Below are 13,313 nucleotides of genomic sequence, written 5' to 3'. Positions count from 1 at the left end.
TTGCTAATCGCAAATTCGCAAATATTCGACGCAGAAAAATCGCAGTGGCAGATTTGCGCCGACCGCAAAAACCAGCCGCTTGGGTCTCCCCTCTTTGGTCTGATACCGTCACAGCCAGCACAAGACGATCTCTTTGTATGAGGCAGGTATGTATAGAACTCCCCAGTCACCCTCCATCGCGCTGACCCTTGCGCTGATGGCTCTCGCCACCCCCAGCCTCGCAGGTGACAGCACCGAAACGATGTCCTACCGGATGATCTGTGCCTCTGAGACCTTCGACGTCACCTTTGCCGACGAAGCCCTTTCGATCACGACAGACAATGACATCTATACCTTGCCCCAAGTGCCCTTGCCCCAAGTGCCGTCCGCCGATGGGGCGAAATACGCAACCGCTGACGAAAGCACGCTGGTCTGGATCAAGGGCCGCACTGCGTCGGTCACGCTGAACGGCACGGCTCTTACCGACTGCCGCCTTGAGCCCCGGACCAACCCGTGGAGCGCGCAGGGCAACGAACCCGGGTGGCGGGTTCAGATCACGGGAGAGCGGATTCTCTTTGATCTCAATTATGGCGAAGACCGCCTTGACCTGCGCCGACCTGATCCCATGCCGGACGGGGCGCGTACAATCTACACCATCCCGGCCTTTGCCCTCACCCTCACCCAAGAAGATGCGGTGTGTTACGATGACATGAGCGGACGACCCTACCCGCAGACCGTCACCCTCACCACGGCGACATCAGACTTTCGTGGCTGTGGCGGCGACACAATGGCGCTTTTGCAAGGCCCGGACTGGCAAGTAAAAGATTATGCGGGCCACCCCCCGCTTGAGGCCCACCCCATCACCTTTGCCATCACAAACACCGGCCAGCTTTCTGGCTCGACGGGGTGCAACCGCTTTGCAGGGCAGATGTCGATCACCGGCGAGGGCCAGGTGATGATTGGACCACTGGCCACCACACGCATGGCCTGCGCTGCGGATGCGATGCAACAGGAACACAACTTTCTGGCCAGTTTGGCCGCTGTTGAGCGCTTTGAAATCAACGAGAGCGGGGATTTGGTCCTGCTGCATGGCAATGAGGGTGCGGTGATCGCAGGGCGCTGAATCTCTATCCGCAGCGAATGCCCTGTGCAAAAACATGTATGGGTTTGCCATAGACAGCCCAGCAAGGCCGCCTATTGTTGCGCCATGACACAAAAGCCCAACACCTCGTCAAAGCCTGTTGTCCGCTTTCTTGACCGGACAACACCGCCGCATATCGTCACCTTAGTGCTCATGGCCGGATTGTCCGCCATGACCATCAACGTGTTTTTGCCCGCCCTGCCCGAAATGACCGCCTATTTCGGCACCGAATATCGGGTGATGCAGCTTTCTGTGGCGATTTTCCTTGGCGTCAATGCGGTGCTGCAACTGGTCGTCGGCCCCCTGTCTGATCGCTATGGTCGCCGTCCGGTGTTGATCGGCGGCATCTTGCTTTTTCTCCTTGCCACGCTTGGGGCCATTTTTGCCCCCACTGCCGGCGTGTTCTTGGTCTTGCGCGCCACACAGGCCGGGATCGTCACCGCCATGGTGCTGTCGCGCGCCATCGTGCGCGACATGGTGCCCGGCGAAGAGGCGGCGCAAATGATCGCCTATGTCACCATGGGCATGTCTCTTGTGCCAATGGTTGCGCCCTCCGTGGGGGCATTTTGACCTCGCATTATGGCTGGCAGAGCAGCTTTTGGTTGCTGTTCGGCGTCGGCCTGTTGCTGTTGGTCATGGTGTTTTTCGATGCGGGCGAAACCGCGCCAAAGCGCACAGGGTCCATGATGGACACGCTGCGTGGCTTTCCCGAACTGCTCAAATCCCAACGCTTTCTGGGCTATGCCCTGTCGGCTGCGACCGCATCGGGGGCCTATTTCGCCTTTCTTGGCGGTGCGCCTTTCGTCGGCTCGACGCTGTTTGGCCTCTCAGAAGATCGGCTTGGCCTCTATATGGCAGCCCCCGCTGTCGGCTATTTCTTTGGCAATTTTCTGGCAGGTAAATTTTCCACCCGCCTCGGCATGAATACGATGATCATGATCGGCGCGAGCGTCAGCACGTTGGGCATCCTCGGCTCGCTCGTTTTGTTCCTCCTGGACCACGCCACGCCCGAAAGCTTTTTCTTTTTCATCACCTTCGTAGGCCTCGGCAACGGCATGCAATTGCCCAATTCCATCGCCGGATCGCTTTCCGTGCGCCCGCATCTTGCCGGTACGGCGGCGGGGCTGGGCGGCTCGATGTATATCGGCGGCGGGGCAATTTTGGCGGCCTTTGCGGGTTCGGTGCTCACCGTCGAAGGCGGCGCGCTGCCGCTTTTGTACATCATGGCCGGGGCCTCAGGCGCGTCGATCCTGGCCGCGATTTGGGTGGTGCGGCGTGAACGTGTGATTGCCATAAGCTAAGCGCCCGCCCCGCGCGCTCCCCTCTTGCCAAGCAGAGTTTGCAATGGCAAACCTTGCTTTGCAAACAATTCAGAGACACGAGGGCAGCCATGGCTCAGCAGAAACTCTATGCCGGTGCGAAACTGCGCGAGACCCGGACGCGTCTGGGCCTGACCCAACGCGCCTTTGCCGAAAAACTTGGCGTGTCCCTGCCCTATCTCAACCAGATGGAAAACAACAACCGCCCGGTCTCCACTGGCGTGGTCTTGGCGCTGGCGCAGGAATTTGGCTTTGACGTCACCGAGCTTTCCTCAGGCGACGCCGAACGCATGGTCACCGACATGCGCGAGGCCTTGGTTGATCCGGTCTTTGCCGATGGCGCACCGCCCTTGGCCGATCTGCGCCTTGCCGCCTCCAATGCCCCCGCTTTGGCGCGCGCCTTTTTGGAACTGCACCGCGCCTATCGCCAAACCACCGAACGGCTGGCCTCGATGGACGAGGCACTGGACCGCGAAAACAATCCCGCCCGCCCCAGCGCATGGGAAGAGGTGCGCGATTTCTTTCATTATTGCGACAATTATATCGACCCGGTGGACCGCGCGGCGGAAAACTTTGCCCGCCCGCATGGTGAGCACCGCGATGTGGTCAAGGCCGCGATTGACACATTGGAGCGCAGCGGCATCAATCTGCGCGCCTCCGGTGATAGCCTGCGCCGGTTTGACCCGGACAGTGGCACATTGACCATTTCAGCCCGCGCCTCAGGTGCGACACGCAGCTTTCAAATCCTGCACCAACTCGCCCTTGTGACCCATGGCAAACTGTTGGATGCGACACTGGATCTGGCGCGTTTTCAATCCGAACAAGCGCGGCAAATTGCGCGCATCGGATTGGCCAATTATTTCGCAGGTGCCGCGCTTTTGCCCTACACCGAATTCTTGGCCACAGCCCAAGAGGTGCGTCACGACCTTGAACTTTTGGCGGATCGCTTTGGCGCGTCAATCGAACAGGTCGCGCACCGGCTGTCCACGCTTCAGCGGGCGGGAGCCAAGGGCATTCCGTTCTATTTCGTCCGTGTCGATCAGGCCGGAACCATCACCAAACGCCACTCTGCCACACGGCTGCAATTTGCCCGCTATGGCGGTGCCTGCCCGCTGTGGAATGTGCACCAAGCCTTTGAACGGCCCGGACATTTCCTCCGGCAATTGGCGGAAACCCCGGATGGGGTGCGCTACCTGTCAATCGCGCGCGATGTGTCCAAACCCGGCGGCGCGTTTCATGCGCCTGTGCGGCGCTATGCGATTGGATTGGGCTGTGAGGTGACCCACGCCTCCGAGATGGTCTATGCTGATGATTTGGATGTGACCAAACCGGCGGCGTTTGAGCCGATTGGGATTTCCTGCCGGATTTGCGAGCGGCGCGATTGCCATCAACGTTCGATCCCCCCGCTGGAACGGCGGCTGACAATTGACCCGAACAACCGTGGCACCCTGCCCTACCGGATCGACTGAGACCATCAGCCGCGCGCGCTCAGCCAGACCCCGCCCAAGATCAATCCAGAGGCCATCACCAACCGCATTCCCATGGGTTCCCCGAGCAAGAGCGCGCCTGCAAATGCGGTGATGACGGGCACTGAAAGCTGTGCACTTGCGGCCAAGGACGGCGAGAGCCGCGGCAGCACCGCATACCAGAGTGCATAGCCCAACGCCGAGGTCACAGCGCCGGAGGTGAGCGCCATGAGCCAGCCAAACCCGGTGAGCGCCGAGGCCATTGGGCTAAGGAAAAACGCGATCAGCGCCAAGGGTGCCGTACCGATAAAATTACGCGCCGTGCGCGCCAGTGGCGCCGAGGCCCCGCGCCCAAGCAGGCTATAAACGCCCCAAGCCGCCCCCGCGAGTGCCATCAAAAGCGCCGCGCCCAAAGGCGGGGCGGTCAAGCCCGGAAACAGCAGCCACGCCAGCCCCGACAAGGCAATCACAACGCCCAAAATCGCCCAGCCCCCGATCCGGTGGCCCCGCAGATAGCCCAACGCCAACATGGTGACTTGAACCATCGCAAACAGGATCAACGCGCCGCTGGCCGCCGACATCGAGACATAGGCGAGCGAAAACGCGGCGGCATAGGCGAACAATGCGAAAATGGTCGGCAGATCGGACCGGCTTGGGCGCAGAGGCTGATGGCGCCACGTTGCCAAACCAGCCAAAACCACCGCCCCAGACATCAACCGCACGGCCGCAAATGCTATGGCGCTGCCACTTGTCGCATGCGCCGGGTCCGACAGCGCGGCACGGGTCAAAAGCGAATTGCCCGCAAAGGCGATGAGCGTGAGCAGCAAGAGGCCCGAGGTTTTGACGTCGATACGGCCCATGAGTGCCTCCCTAGTGCGCGGCGTACGGTGTGCGAAAGGCCATGCTGAGGGGGCAGGCGCAAAAGCGCAAGAGGGTCAAAGGTAACAGGTATGAGAGAACATCATGGTTCTCAAAGTGAGAAAGCTGAAGGTGTATTGAGAAAGAAAGTGGCGCGGTTGACGGGGCTCGAACCCGCGACCCCCGGCGTGACAGGCCGGTACTCTAACCAGCTGAGCTACAACCGCGCATTGCCAAAAGAGGCAAGGTCTTTCCAATGCGCCCTTTCAGACGCGTGCCGTTTCCGGTGTGGTAGCGTGGCGCGGTTGACGGGGCTCGAACCCGCGACCCCCGGCGTGACAGGCCGGTACTCTAACCATCTGAGCTACAACCGCCCGCTACCCGACCGGGGCCAAGCCCCGAACGTGAGGGGCGTTCTATGGCCGGTACGCGCCCTCGTCAAGCGGGGAATCGCGAAAAAGTGTCGGGGGCGAGAAAAAACTTTAAACCGGCAAAACTGCGCCCCCAAGTCCATCTCCGCCCCGGCAAGCCCCCCCTCTTGCCCGACGCGCGTTTCACTTTCTGCGCCGTCTTTCCTCAAGCCTCTTTTCGAACGCTTCCCGCGTTGTTGGAGCGGTCCAGACGCCCCAAACACAGACAAATGGCATGAGGCCAGCCAAGACATGTGCAAGATAGGGAAGATAACGGCGATCCTCCCTCCACCACTGGGGCTCATAGACCGCCAAATAGAGAAGAAATATCTCTAAGCCTGCACAAATCAGTATGGCCTTCACCACACCGCCCTTGCTGGCCTGGTTCCTGATCCGTATTTCTTCGACAATCCGCACATCCACCTTCCGCATATTGAGAGACCATAGGCCTTTCACGGTCATTAAGACAGGCGCACACCTTGCATTGCAAGCGCATTCCGCAGATTTCGCAGGATAAGGGAAATGGTGGGTCGTGAGAGGCTCGAACTCCCGACATCTTCGGTGTAAACGAAGCGCTCTACCAACTGAGCTAACGACCCGGTGCAGAGGCGTTTAGGCGAAAAATTCGGGGCATGCAAGGGGGTAAACGGCTTTGTCGCGCTTTGACGCGGATCAGCCCTGTGCGCGGCGCCATCCGGCGGCCTGTGCGTCGCCTTCCGAACAAAACCAACGCTCGCCAGAGGCGGGAGAAATCCGTGTGCCCTCGTACCAGCGCCCGCCGGGCAGATGGTAGAGTTTGCCGGATTTCGAGATATTGCCTTTGATCGCGCAGCCCTCTGGATGGGTTTGAACCGGCTTTGACGCAACCTGTGTGGCGCGTTTGTCAGCCCGATATTGGGCAGGCGGAGTCACCGCCGCACGCCACAAACCAATGCCACCGGCGCGCGCATACGCTTCGGTTTCAACATAATCTTTGGCGTATTTGACGTAAGCATAGGCCGCCCCCGCCGCGACCATTTCGGCGTTCACATCCACGCCCGTTGCGTCATAGCAAACAGCCACCGTGCGCCCGTATCTGTCGGTGTCTTTCGGCGCGCAGGACAGGCCGGGTTGCGCCAGCCGTTCCAACACCGCTTTCGACCATGCACCGCACCCCCAAGACGCGCCTTGGATGTCGCTACAGCTCTGTGACAGCTCAGGCGCATCAATGCCAAACAGGCGGATGCGCACTGTGCCCAAGACCACCGTGTCACCATCGACGACGCGGAGGCTTTTGCTATGAATTAATCCGGACTGGTCGAATGTTTGCGCGACTTTTTGGGGGGCATTTGAGGCAATTTGTCGGGCTTTATCGGCTTGCCCGCCCGTCTGGGCCTCAATAGCGGTCCTCTCCCCCACAGCCTGCGCTGTTTTCGGGGGAATCAGGGCGAATCCAAGCCCCAATGCGACCCAAAGAGCCGCAACATATGGTATTTTACCCAACCTCACACACTAATTGTGCATGATTTGTTCTCCCAATACAAGAGGGCGCGTCCCTTCTCGGTTAACGCGCCCTGCTCGCTTTTTTACTGGATTTCACCCCCTCAAAAGAGGCAAACCTCACGCCGGAGCGGTCAAAATCCCATAAAGCTCATCTTTCAATGCCATCCGTTTTTTGCGCAGCTCGGTCAAAGCCAAATCTTCCATCGGATTGATATCGCTTTCGGCCAAATGCACCTGATCATTCAACTCATTATACGCGTCCATCAGACGGGAAAAATGGGTGTCTTCCAACTTCAGCGCGGAAATCTTATCCGCAAGATCTGGGAAATCTGTGATCAATTGGTGTGGCGTATTGGACATGCGCTTCTCCTTATGTCTGCGTCCTGAATTGGTGTCAGTTTGGACGGATCAACCGCCCGTCACATTGACCAAGATCAACAAAATTCACAGTTTCTCACTCATCGCCGCCGCGACACGCGCAGAGCGTTTCGCCCGCGCTTCCCGCCATGTGATAAAGGACACCGCGCCAATGATCATCGCCCCGCCCAAAATCACAAACGGGTCAAACGCCTCACCAAACAACAGCATCCCAAGGCTGACCGACCAGATCAGTTGGATAAACACCACCGGCTGCACCACCGATTGCGGCGCACAAGAAAAAGCGCGGGTCATCGAATAATGGCCAAATGTGGCGAAGGCAGCGGTGAAAAACAACAAGACCACCTCGTGCAGCGTCGGCGTTTGCCAATGCAAAACAGCAAAAGGCGCGATCACCAGAGGCACGGTCACGGACATCAAAAACACCACGACAGAGGCGGGCAATTCGCGGGTCAATTGGCCGGCGATCAGATAGGAGCCGGCAAAGGCGATGGCGGAGACGATCATCGCCAAATGGCCGGGGTCGATCTCGCGAAAGCCCGGCCTGAGGATCACCAACCCGCCCAAGAACGCCACCACCAATGCCAAGATGCGCGGCAAAGCAATGCGTTCGCCAAACAACATCACCGCGCCGATCGAGACATAGATCGGGTTCATAAAATTCATCGCCGTGACTTCGCCCATCGGGATTTTGGTCATGGCAAAAAACCAACAGGTCATAGCAAGAGCGTGAAACAACGCGCGGCCAAAGGTGAGTTTCCACAGCCGTGGCGTGAACTGGACCTTGGCCACCGATTTCAGCGCCGGGATCAGGAACACCAGCCCCAAAAGGAACCGCAAGAATGCCGATTCCAAAATAGGAAGCCCACTGCCGACATATTTGACCAAGACGTTGACCATCACGAAGTTCAACGTGGTCAAAAGCATCCACAAGATGCCCTGAACGGGTTTGCTGATCTGTATCATGGCGCGACACTCGCGGGATTTGTCGGGAATGGCAATTCAGCCGCCGCGCACAAGGCTGATGGCAATTGTCCACATGACACCGGCGATCAACGCGTCCAACACACGCCATGAGATGTCGCGGGCAAAGATCGGTGCCAAAAACCGCGCCCCGAACCCAAGCGCGAAAAAGAAGGCGAAAGATGCGGTGATCGCGCCGATGGCAAAGGCCTCCTCCGCGCCCGCAAATCGCGCCGACACAGCCCCCAAAAGCACCACGGTGTCGAGATAGACATGCGGGTTCAGCCAGGTCAGCGCCAGCGCCGTGCTCACAGCCCCAATCAAAGACCCTGCCCCGCCCGTTGCCGCCTCAAGATGCCCGCCGCCCTTGATCGCAGCCCAGGCCGCCTTTGCGCCATAAAGGGTCAAAAACGCCGCTCCGCCCCAGCGCATCAGCGGCAGAAATTGCGGAAAGGCCACGGAGACCTGCGCCGAGGCAAACACGCCGACCGAGATCAAGGCCGCATCCGAGAGCGCGCAGACCAACACGATCGGCACCACATGGGCCCGGCGGATGCCTTGGCGCAGCACAAAGGCGTTTTGCGCGCCGATGGCGACAATCAGACTGAGCCCGGTGAGAAAGCCGGTGAGGAAAACGGGAAAATCGGGTGGCATGGTCAGCGCTCCAATGGATCTGTCGCTTTCGAATAGGGGCAAAATTTAAGTTAGACAAATTAAAGGTACTTCTCCAAGATTAGTTATGCTTATCTCATCCGATTACCCTGCCCTTACCGCCCTCACCCATGTTCTGCGCAGCGGCAGCTTTGAGGCCGCCGCCCATGCGCTGCACGTCACCCCCTCGGCGATTTCCCAACGGATCAAGGCGCTTGAAGACCGGATGGGCACGCCTTTGGTGCTGCGCGGCGCGCCCTGTACCGGGACAGAAACCGGACGCCGCCTGGCACGGCATATGGAGGATGTTGGCCTGTTAGAGGCACAACTGAGCCGCGATCTGGGGCAGGACGCGCGTGCGACCCGGCGGCCTCTGCGCATTGCGGTCAATGCCGACAGTCTCGCCACATGGTTTTGTACGGCGATGGCGCTTGCGGTGCAGGACGGGCTGTTGTTCCAACTGGAGATCGACGATCAGGATCATTCCGCCGAGGCCCTCAAGCGTGGTGACGTCAGCGGGGCCGTGTCGGCGCGGGCCACGGCTGTCGCGGGCTGTGACATCCATCCGCTCGGCGTGCTGCGTTATGAGGCGGTGGCTTCTCCCGACTTTATCGCACGCCACCTCCCGACCGGGATCACCGCCGCAGCGCTCACCAACGCCCCCTCTTTGATCTATAATGAAAAGGATCGGCTTCAGGACATTTGGGCCACACGGTTGACCGGACAACGCCTGTCCCTGCCCGCGCATCGCATCCCCTCCACCCATGGCTTTGTCGATGCGGCTGTGTTGGGATTGGGTTGGGGGCTGAACCCTGCGGCTCTTTTGGCGCCGCATCTGGCCTCAGGGGCCTTACAGCGCCTTTCGCCCGAGCCCGTCGACATTGCGCTGTTTTGGCATGTTTCGCGGTTGAACGCGGCGGTGCTTGCGCCCGTGACACAGGCGATTGTGGCGGCGGCCAAATCTCAGCTGATCCAAACTAAAACCCCCGCAACATAGCGGGGGCTTTCAAAACCTGTCGCATCAGCAATTAAAGCTGCGCGGCAACATCGTCCGGCACGTCAAAGTTGGCCGTCACAGATTGCACATCATCATCGTCTTCGATGGTCTCAAGCAGGCGCATCAGCTTTTGCGCCGCCTCAAGATCGACCTCGGTGCGGTTCTGCGGTTTCCAGATCAGTTTGGCCTCTTTGGATTCGCCCAAAACGGCCTCCAAAGCATCCGAAACCGCCGACAGATCGCTATCTGCCGTGTAGATCCAGTGACCATCCTCATCCGATTCCACATCCTCAGCGCCCGCTTCAATCGCGGCCATCATCACCGTGTCGGCATCCCCCGCAGAGGCATCATAAGTGATTTCACCAACACGGTCGAACATGAAGGACACCGAGCCAGAGGTGCCCAAATTGCCACCCGCTTTGGTGAAATAGGAGCGCACGTTGGAGGCGGTGCGGTTGACGTTGTCGGTCATGGTTTCGACGATAAAGGCGATGCCCGAGGGGCCGTAGCCCTCATAGCGGATTTCGTCATAGTTCTCCGCATCGCCGCCCATGGCCTTTTTGATCGCGCGATCAATCACGTCTTTCGGACAAGACGCCGTTTTCGCCGTCTTCACCGCCAGACGCAGACGCGGGTTTTTCTCCGGGTCGGGGTCGCCCATTTTCGCCGCCACGGTGATTTCCTTGGCGAGTTTGGAAAACAGTTTGGACCGCACCGCATCCTGGCGCCCTTTACGGTGCTGGATGTTTGCCCATTTAGAATGGCCTGCCATTGAGGCACCTCCGCAAATTCAATTAAGTCAGCATTCGCGTCTCTATAGGCGATCCACCCCCCGCCCGCAAGATCACGCGCAGGGCTCAATGGCGGGAAAGCGGGCAAATTCAAAAGAATTCGCCCTACATCGGCCAAAGGAACGGGATCACAGCAGAGGCCAAGAGCCCGATGGAGATGTTCAACGGGATACCGATTTTCATGTAATCGGTGAATTTATAGCCGCCTGGACCGTAGACCATGGTGTTGGTTTGATAGCCGATCGGCGTGGCAAAAGACGCGGACGCGGCCACCATCACCGCCACGACAAGCCCGCGCGGATCAATCCCCATCGAATGACCCAACCCGATGGCAATCGGTGTGATCACCACCGCGACCGCATTGTTGGACACAAGTTCGGTCAACAGCGAGGTCAAAAGATAGATCGCCCAGACCACGAAAAAGATCGGCAAGCCCAAAAGATGCGGGGTCAAGGCGGTGACGATCAGTTGCACCGCCCCCGAGGCCTCCAAGGCCGCACCAATGGCCAGCATCGAAAAGATCATCGCCAAAAGCCGCCCATCGACAAAGGAGAATGCCTCTTCGGCATCAATGCAGCGGGTGATCAAAACAATCGCCACGGCCACCACCGACAACATCAGAATCGGCGCAACGCCGAGAGCCGCCAAAAAGACGATGGAGAACATCGCAACCAGCGCAATCGGCGCGTGCGACCGGTGATAGGCGCGTTCGGTCGGGACGGACACGTCGCCCATATCCATATCGGAGGCCAAACGTTGAATATCCGCAGGCGCACCTTCAAGCAAAAGCGTATCGCCCACCCGCACCACGAGGTCTTGGATGTTCTGACCTAGGTTTTGGTTGCGACGATGCACCGCAAGCGCATAGACGCCATAGCGGCGGCGCAGACGCATCGAGGACAACGAGCGCCCGACCATTTTACAACCCGGCGTAATCAGCACCTCCATCGTGGTGGTTTCCACCGTCGAAACCTGATCGACGCGTTTGAGCGATTTGTCGCGTTGCAGGCTGAGCAATTCGGTGATCTGCGAGCGCAGCACCACGCGATCCCCGACCTGAAGCTGAAACCCGTTCAACTCATGGCGATAGGATTTGTCGCCGCGAATGACGTCGATCAAACGCACGCCATCACGTTTAAACAGTTGCACGCCTGTGACTTCGCGCCCAATCAAGTTGCTGTCGGGGGGCACCACGGCTTCGGTGAAAAATTTCATCTTGGAGCGCCCGGAGGACAACATCGCCGCCAAACTGTCGCGGTTTGGCAAAAGATGCCGCCCGATGACCAAAAGATAAAACAACCCCCAAGCGGTGATGATCAGACCTAAAATCGAGACTTCGAAAATCGTGAACGGCGCCATGCCTTGTGAGCGCGCCACACCATCGACCAACAGGTTGGTTGAGGTCCCCAAAAGCGTGATTGTCCCGCCCATAATGGCGCAATAGCTGAGGGGAATCAGCAACTTAGAGGGCTGAACCCCGAGCTTAGAAGACAGTTGGATGAACACCGGGATCATCACCACAACCACCGGCGTGTTGGCGACAAAGGCTGACAGGATCACCACCACCAACAACAGCAAAGCAATCGCCACCGGCGGGTGGGTTTCGGCATATCTTCCGGCTTGGCGGGTGAACCATTCCAGCGCGCCCGTGCGCACCATCGCGCCCATGACGATAAACATCGCCGCAATGGTCCAAGGGGCCGGGTTCGAGAGGACGGCCAGACCTTTGTCATAGGGCAAAATGCCCAAAACGATCATCAAGGCCGCCCCCGTAATGGCGACCACTTCGGTTGGAAAAATCTCGCGCACAAACAGCACAAACATAATACCAACCACGACAAGTGCGACCACCGCCTCTGTCATAGGGCTGAATTGAAAAAGCTCCATGCATCCTCGCGCTGAGTGACTATATCCAGCGCAATATGACCTGTTGCCCCCCCGGTTCACAAGCTCGAATAAACGGCAGTTTCAAAACACTCTCGCGGCCAAGCCACCGAAATCAGAACATTTTCCCCTTATGGGATGCTTTGCTCCAATCGCCCGCCTTGGCGGATTTGGCGCACGCGGGTGGCCAGTCCGGTTTTGTCATCGGTCTCAACGTACACGCCCGAAAGTGTCGCTTCGCCTTTGGCAGGCTCAAAGCGGCCTTTTGACATGCCCGTCACAAACCGGCGCAGCGGCTCAGCCTTGTCCATGCCAATCACCGAATTGTAGTCGCCACACATGCCCGCATCGGTCAAATAGGCTGTACCGCCGGGCAAAATCTGCGCATCGCCAGTACAAACATGGGTATGCGTGCCGACAACGACCGAGGCTTTGCCATCGCAAAAATGCCCCATCGCCATTTTCTCAGAGGTGGCTTCGCAATGCACATCAATCAAAGCGGCCTGAATCGAGCCGCCCAGTTTATGGGTCATAAACACCTGATCCAACGCTGAAAACGGGTCATCAAAGGCGCGTTTCATAAACACTTGCCCCAACACCTGCGCCACCAAAATACGCCGCCCGCGCCGATCTTCAAAGATCCGCACACCACGTCCGGGGGCCGCCTTGGCGAAATTGATCGGTCGGATGATCCGCGTGTCGCGTTCGCAATATTGCATCATGTCTTTTTGGTCAAAAGCATGATCGCCCAGCGTCAAACAATCGACGCCCGCCTCCAACAGCCCCTTGGCATGTTCGGCTGAAAGCCCCATGCCATTGGTCGCGTTTTCACCATTGACCACAATGAAATCGAGGCCCCAATCGGCGCGCAGTTTCGCGATCCGCTCAAGAACAGCTTGACGTCCGGCACTGCCGACGATGTCTCCGAGAAATAGAATTTTCATGGCGAAAAGGCTTAGGCTCCCGCGCGGCCATTGGCAAGACATGTGGCAGG

At 58.8% G+C, this 13,313-nt stretch carries 11 protein-coding genes, 3 tRNA genes and 1 pseudogene; 4 read left to right on the top strand and 11 right to left on the bottom strand.

The features are described 5' to 3' along the window. Positions 1-148 precede the first annotated feature (148 nt). The 3 genes and pseudogenes from DA792_RS04285 to DA792_RS04275 all read left to right on the top strand — a co-directional run bounded on the left by DA792_RS04285 (position 149) and on the right by DA792_RS04275 (position 3,908). Positions 149-1,102 carry an META domain-containing protein gene (locus tag DA792_RS04285; protein WP_107718399.1) on the top strand — a complete coding sequence of 318 codons (954 nt, stop codon included), beginning with the start codon at positions 149-151 and terminating at the stop codon, positions 1,100-1,102. 84 nt (positions 1,103-1,186) lie between these two features. After that, positions 1,187-2,421 (top strand): annotated as a pseudogene (locus DA792_RS04280) (multidrug effflux MFS transporter). Between the two features lie 89 nt (positions 2,422-2,510). Further along, entirely contained in the window at positions 2,511-3,908 is a 1,398-nt protein-coding gene (locus tag DA792_RS04275; RefSeq protein ID WP_107718397.1) for a helix-turn-helix domain-containing protein, read from the top strand. A gap of 5 nt (positions 3,909-3,913) precedes the next feature. Here the strand turns inward: DA792_RS04275 and DA792_RS04270 are convergent, their stop codons facing one another. The 8 genes from DA792_RS04270 to DA792_RS04230 form a co-directional block, all read right to left on the bottom strand. Then, entirely contained in the window at positions 3,914-4,765 is an 852-nt protein-coding gene (locus DA792_RS04270) for a DMT family transporter (RefSeq protein WP_107718395.1), read from the bottom strand. 148 nt (positions 4,766-4,913) lie between these two features. Then, positions 4,914-4,990, bottom strand: a tRNA-Asp gene (locus DA792_RS04265). Between the two features lie 70 nt (positions 4,991-5,060). Then, positions 5,061-5,137 (bottom strand) — tRNA-Asp (locus DA792_RS04260). Positions 5,138-5,696: 559 nt separating this feature from the next. Beyond that, positions 5,697-5,772 (bottom strand) — tRNA-Val (locus tag DA792_RS04250). Positions 5,773-5,845: 73 nt separating this feature from the next. Continuing rightward, positions 5,846-6,418 (bottom strand): thermonuclease family protein, encoded by a 573-nt coding sequence (locus DA792_RS04245; RefSeq protein WP_199908112.1) that lies wholly within the window; start codon positions 6,416-6,418, stop codon positions 5,846-5,848. A 354-nt stretch (positions 6,419-6,772) separates the two neighbouring features. After that, complete coding sequence (locus DA792_RS04240) at positions 6,773-7,015, bottom strand: YdcH family protein (protein ID WP_107718391.1); 243 nt, start codon at positions 7,013-7,015, stop codon at positions 6,773-6,775. Between the two features lie 84 nt (positions 7,016-7,099). Next, entirely contained in the window at positions 7,100-7,999 is a 900-nt protein-coding gene (locus DA792_RS04235; protein ID WP_107718389.1) for a DMT family transporter, read from the bottom strand. Between the two features lie 36 nt (positions 8,000-8,035). After that, a complete protein-coding gene (locus DA792_RS04230) occupies positions 8,036-8,650 on the bottom strand; it encodes a LysE/ArgO family amino acid transporter (protein WP_107718387.1) in 615 nt (204 codons plus the stop codon). A gap of 85 nt (positions 8,651-8,735) precedes the next feature. Here DA792_RS04230 and DA792_RS04225 point away from each other — a divergent pair, with 85 nt between their 5' ends. Next, positions 8,736-9,644 (top strand): LysR family transcriptional regulator ArgP, encoded by a 909-nt coding sequence (locus DA792_RS04225; RefSeq protein WP_107718385.1) that lies wholly within the window; start codon positions 8,736-8,738, stop codon positions 9,642-9,644. Positions 9,645-9,675: 31 nt separating this feature from the next. Here the strand turns inward: DA792_RS04225 and DA792_RS04220 are convergent, their stop codons facing one another. The 3 genes from DA792_RS04220 to DA792_RS04210 all read right to left on the bottom strand — a co-directional run bounded on the left by DA792_RS04220 (position 9,676) and on the right by DA792_RS04210 (position 13,263). After that, complete coding sequence (locus DA792_RS04220) at positions 9,676-10,416, bottom strand: YebC/PmpR family DNA-binding transcriptional regulator (RefSeq protein ID WP_107718383.1); 741 nt, start codon at positions 10,414-10,416, stop codon at positions 9,676-9,678. 124 nt (positions 10,417-10,540) lie between these two features. Continuing rightward, on the bottom strand, positions 10,541-12,322 hold the full coding sequence (locus DA792_RS04215) for an SLC13 family permease (protein WP_107718381.1): 1,782 nt from the start codon (positions 12,320-12,322) through the stop codon (positions 10,541-10,543). A 128-nt stretch (positions 12,323-12,450) separates the two neighbouring features. Then, a complete protein-coding gene (locus DA792_RS04210) occupies positions 12,451-13,263 on the bottom strand; it encodes a TIGR00282 family metallophosphoesterase (RefSeq protein WP_107722549.1) in 813 nt (270 codons plus the stop codon). Positions 13,264-13,313: the final 50 nt, after the last annotated feature.

The sequence above is a fragment of the Celeribacter baekdonensis genome (assembly GCF_003047105.1).
Classification (GTDB): domain Bacteria; phylum Pseudomonadota; class Alphaproteobacteria; order Rhodobacterales; family Rhodobacteraceae; genus Celeribacter; species Celeribacter baekdonensis_B.
This window is presented reverse-complemented; position numbering and strand designations above follow the sequence as displayed.

What these genes read in the sequence shown, in the direction of transcription:
- DA792_RS04240 (WP_107718391.1), bottom strand. Translation starts at nt 7,015, where the DNA reads ATGTCCAATACGCCACACCAATTGATCACAGATTTCCCAGATCTTGCG.
- DA792_RS04220 (WP_107718383.1), bottom strand. Translation starts at nt 10,416, where the DNA reads ATGGCAGGCCATTCTAAATGGGCAAACATCCAGCACCGTAAAGGGCGC.
- DA792_RS04225 (WP_107718385.1), top strand. Translation starts at nt 8,736, where the DNA reads ATGCTTATCTCATCCGATTACCCTGCCCTTACCGCCCTCACCCATGTT.
- DA792_RS04270 (WP_107718395.1), bottom strand. Translation starts at nt 4,765, where the DNA reads ATGGGCCGTATCGACGTCAAAACCTCGGGCCTCTTGCTGCTCACGCTC.
- DA792_RS04210 (WP_107722549.1), bottom strand. Translation starts at nt 13,263, where the DNA reads ATGAAAATTCTATTTCTCGGAGACATCGTCGGCAGTGCCGGACGTCAA.
- DA792_RS04275 (WP_107718397.1), top strand. Translation starts at nt 2,511, where the DNA reads ATGGCTCAGCAGAAACTCTATGCCGGTGCGAAACTGCGCGAGACCCGG.
- DA792_RS04230 (WP_107718387.1), bottom strand. Translation starts at nt 8,650, where the DNA reads ATGCCACCCGATTTTCCCGTTTTCCTCACCGGCTTTCTCACCGGGCTC.
- DA792_RS04215 (WP_107718381.1), bottom strand. Translation starts at nt 12,322, where the DNA reads ATGGAGCTTTTTCAATTCAGCCCTATGACAGAGGCGGTGGTCGCACTT.
- DA792_RS04235 (WP_107718389.1), bottom strand. Translation starts at nt 7,999, where the DNA reads ATGATACAGATCAGCAAACCCGTTCAGGGCATCTTGTGGATGCTTTTG.
- DA792_RS04285 (WP_107718399.1), top strand. Translation starts at nt 149, where the DNA reads ATGTATAGAACTCCCCAGTCACCCTCCATCGCGCTGACCCTTGCGCTG.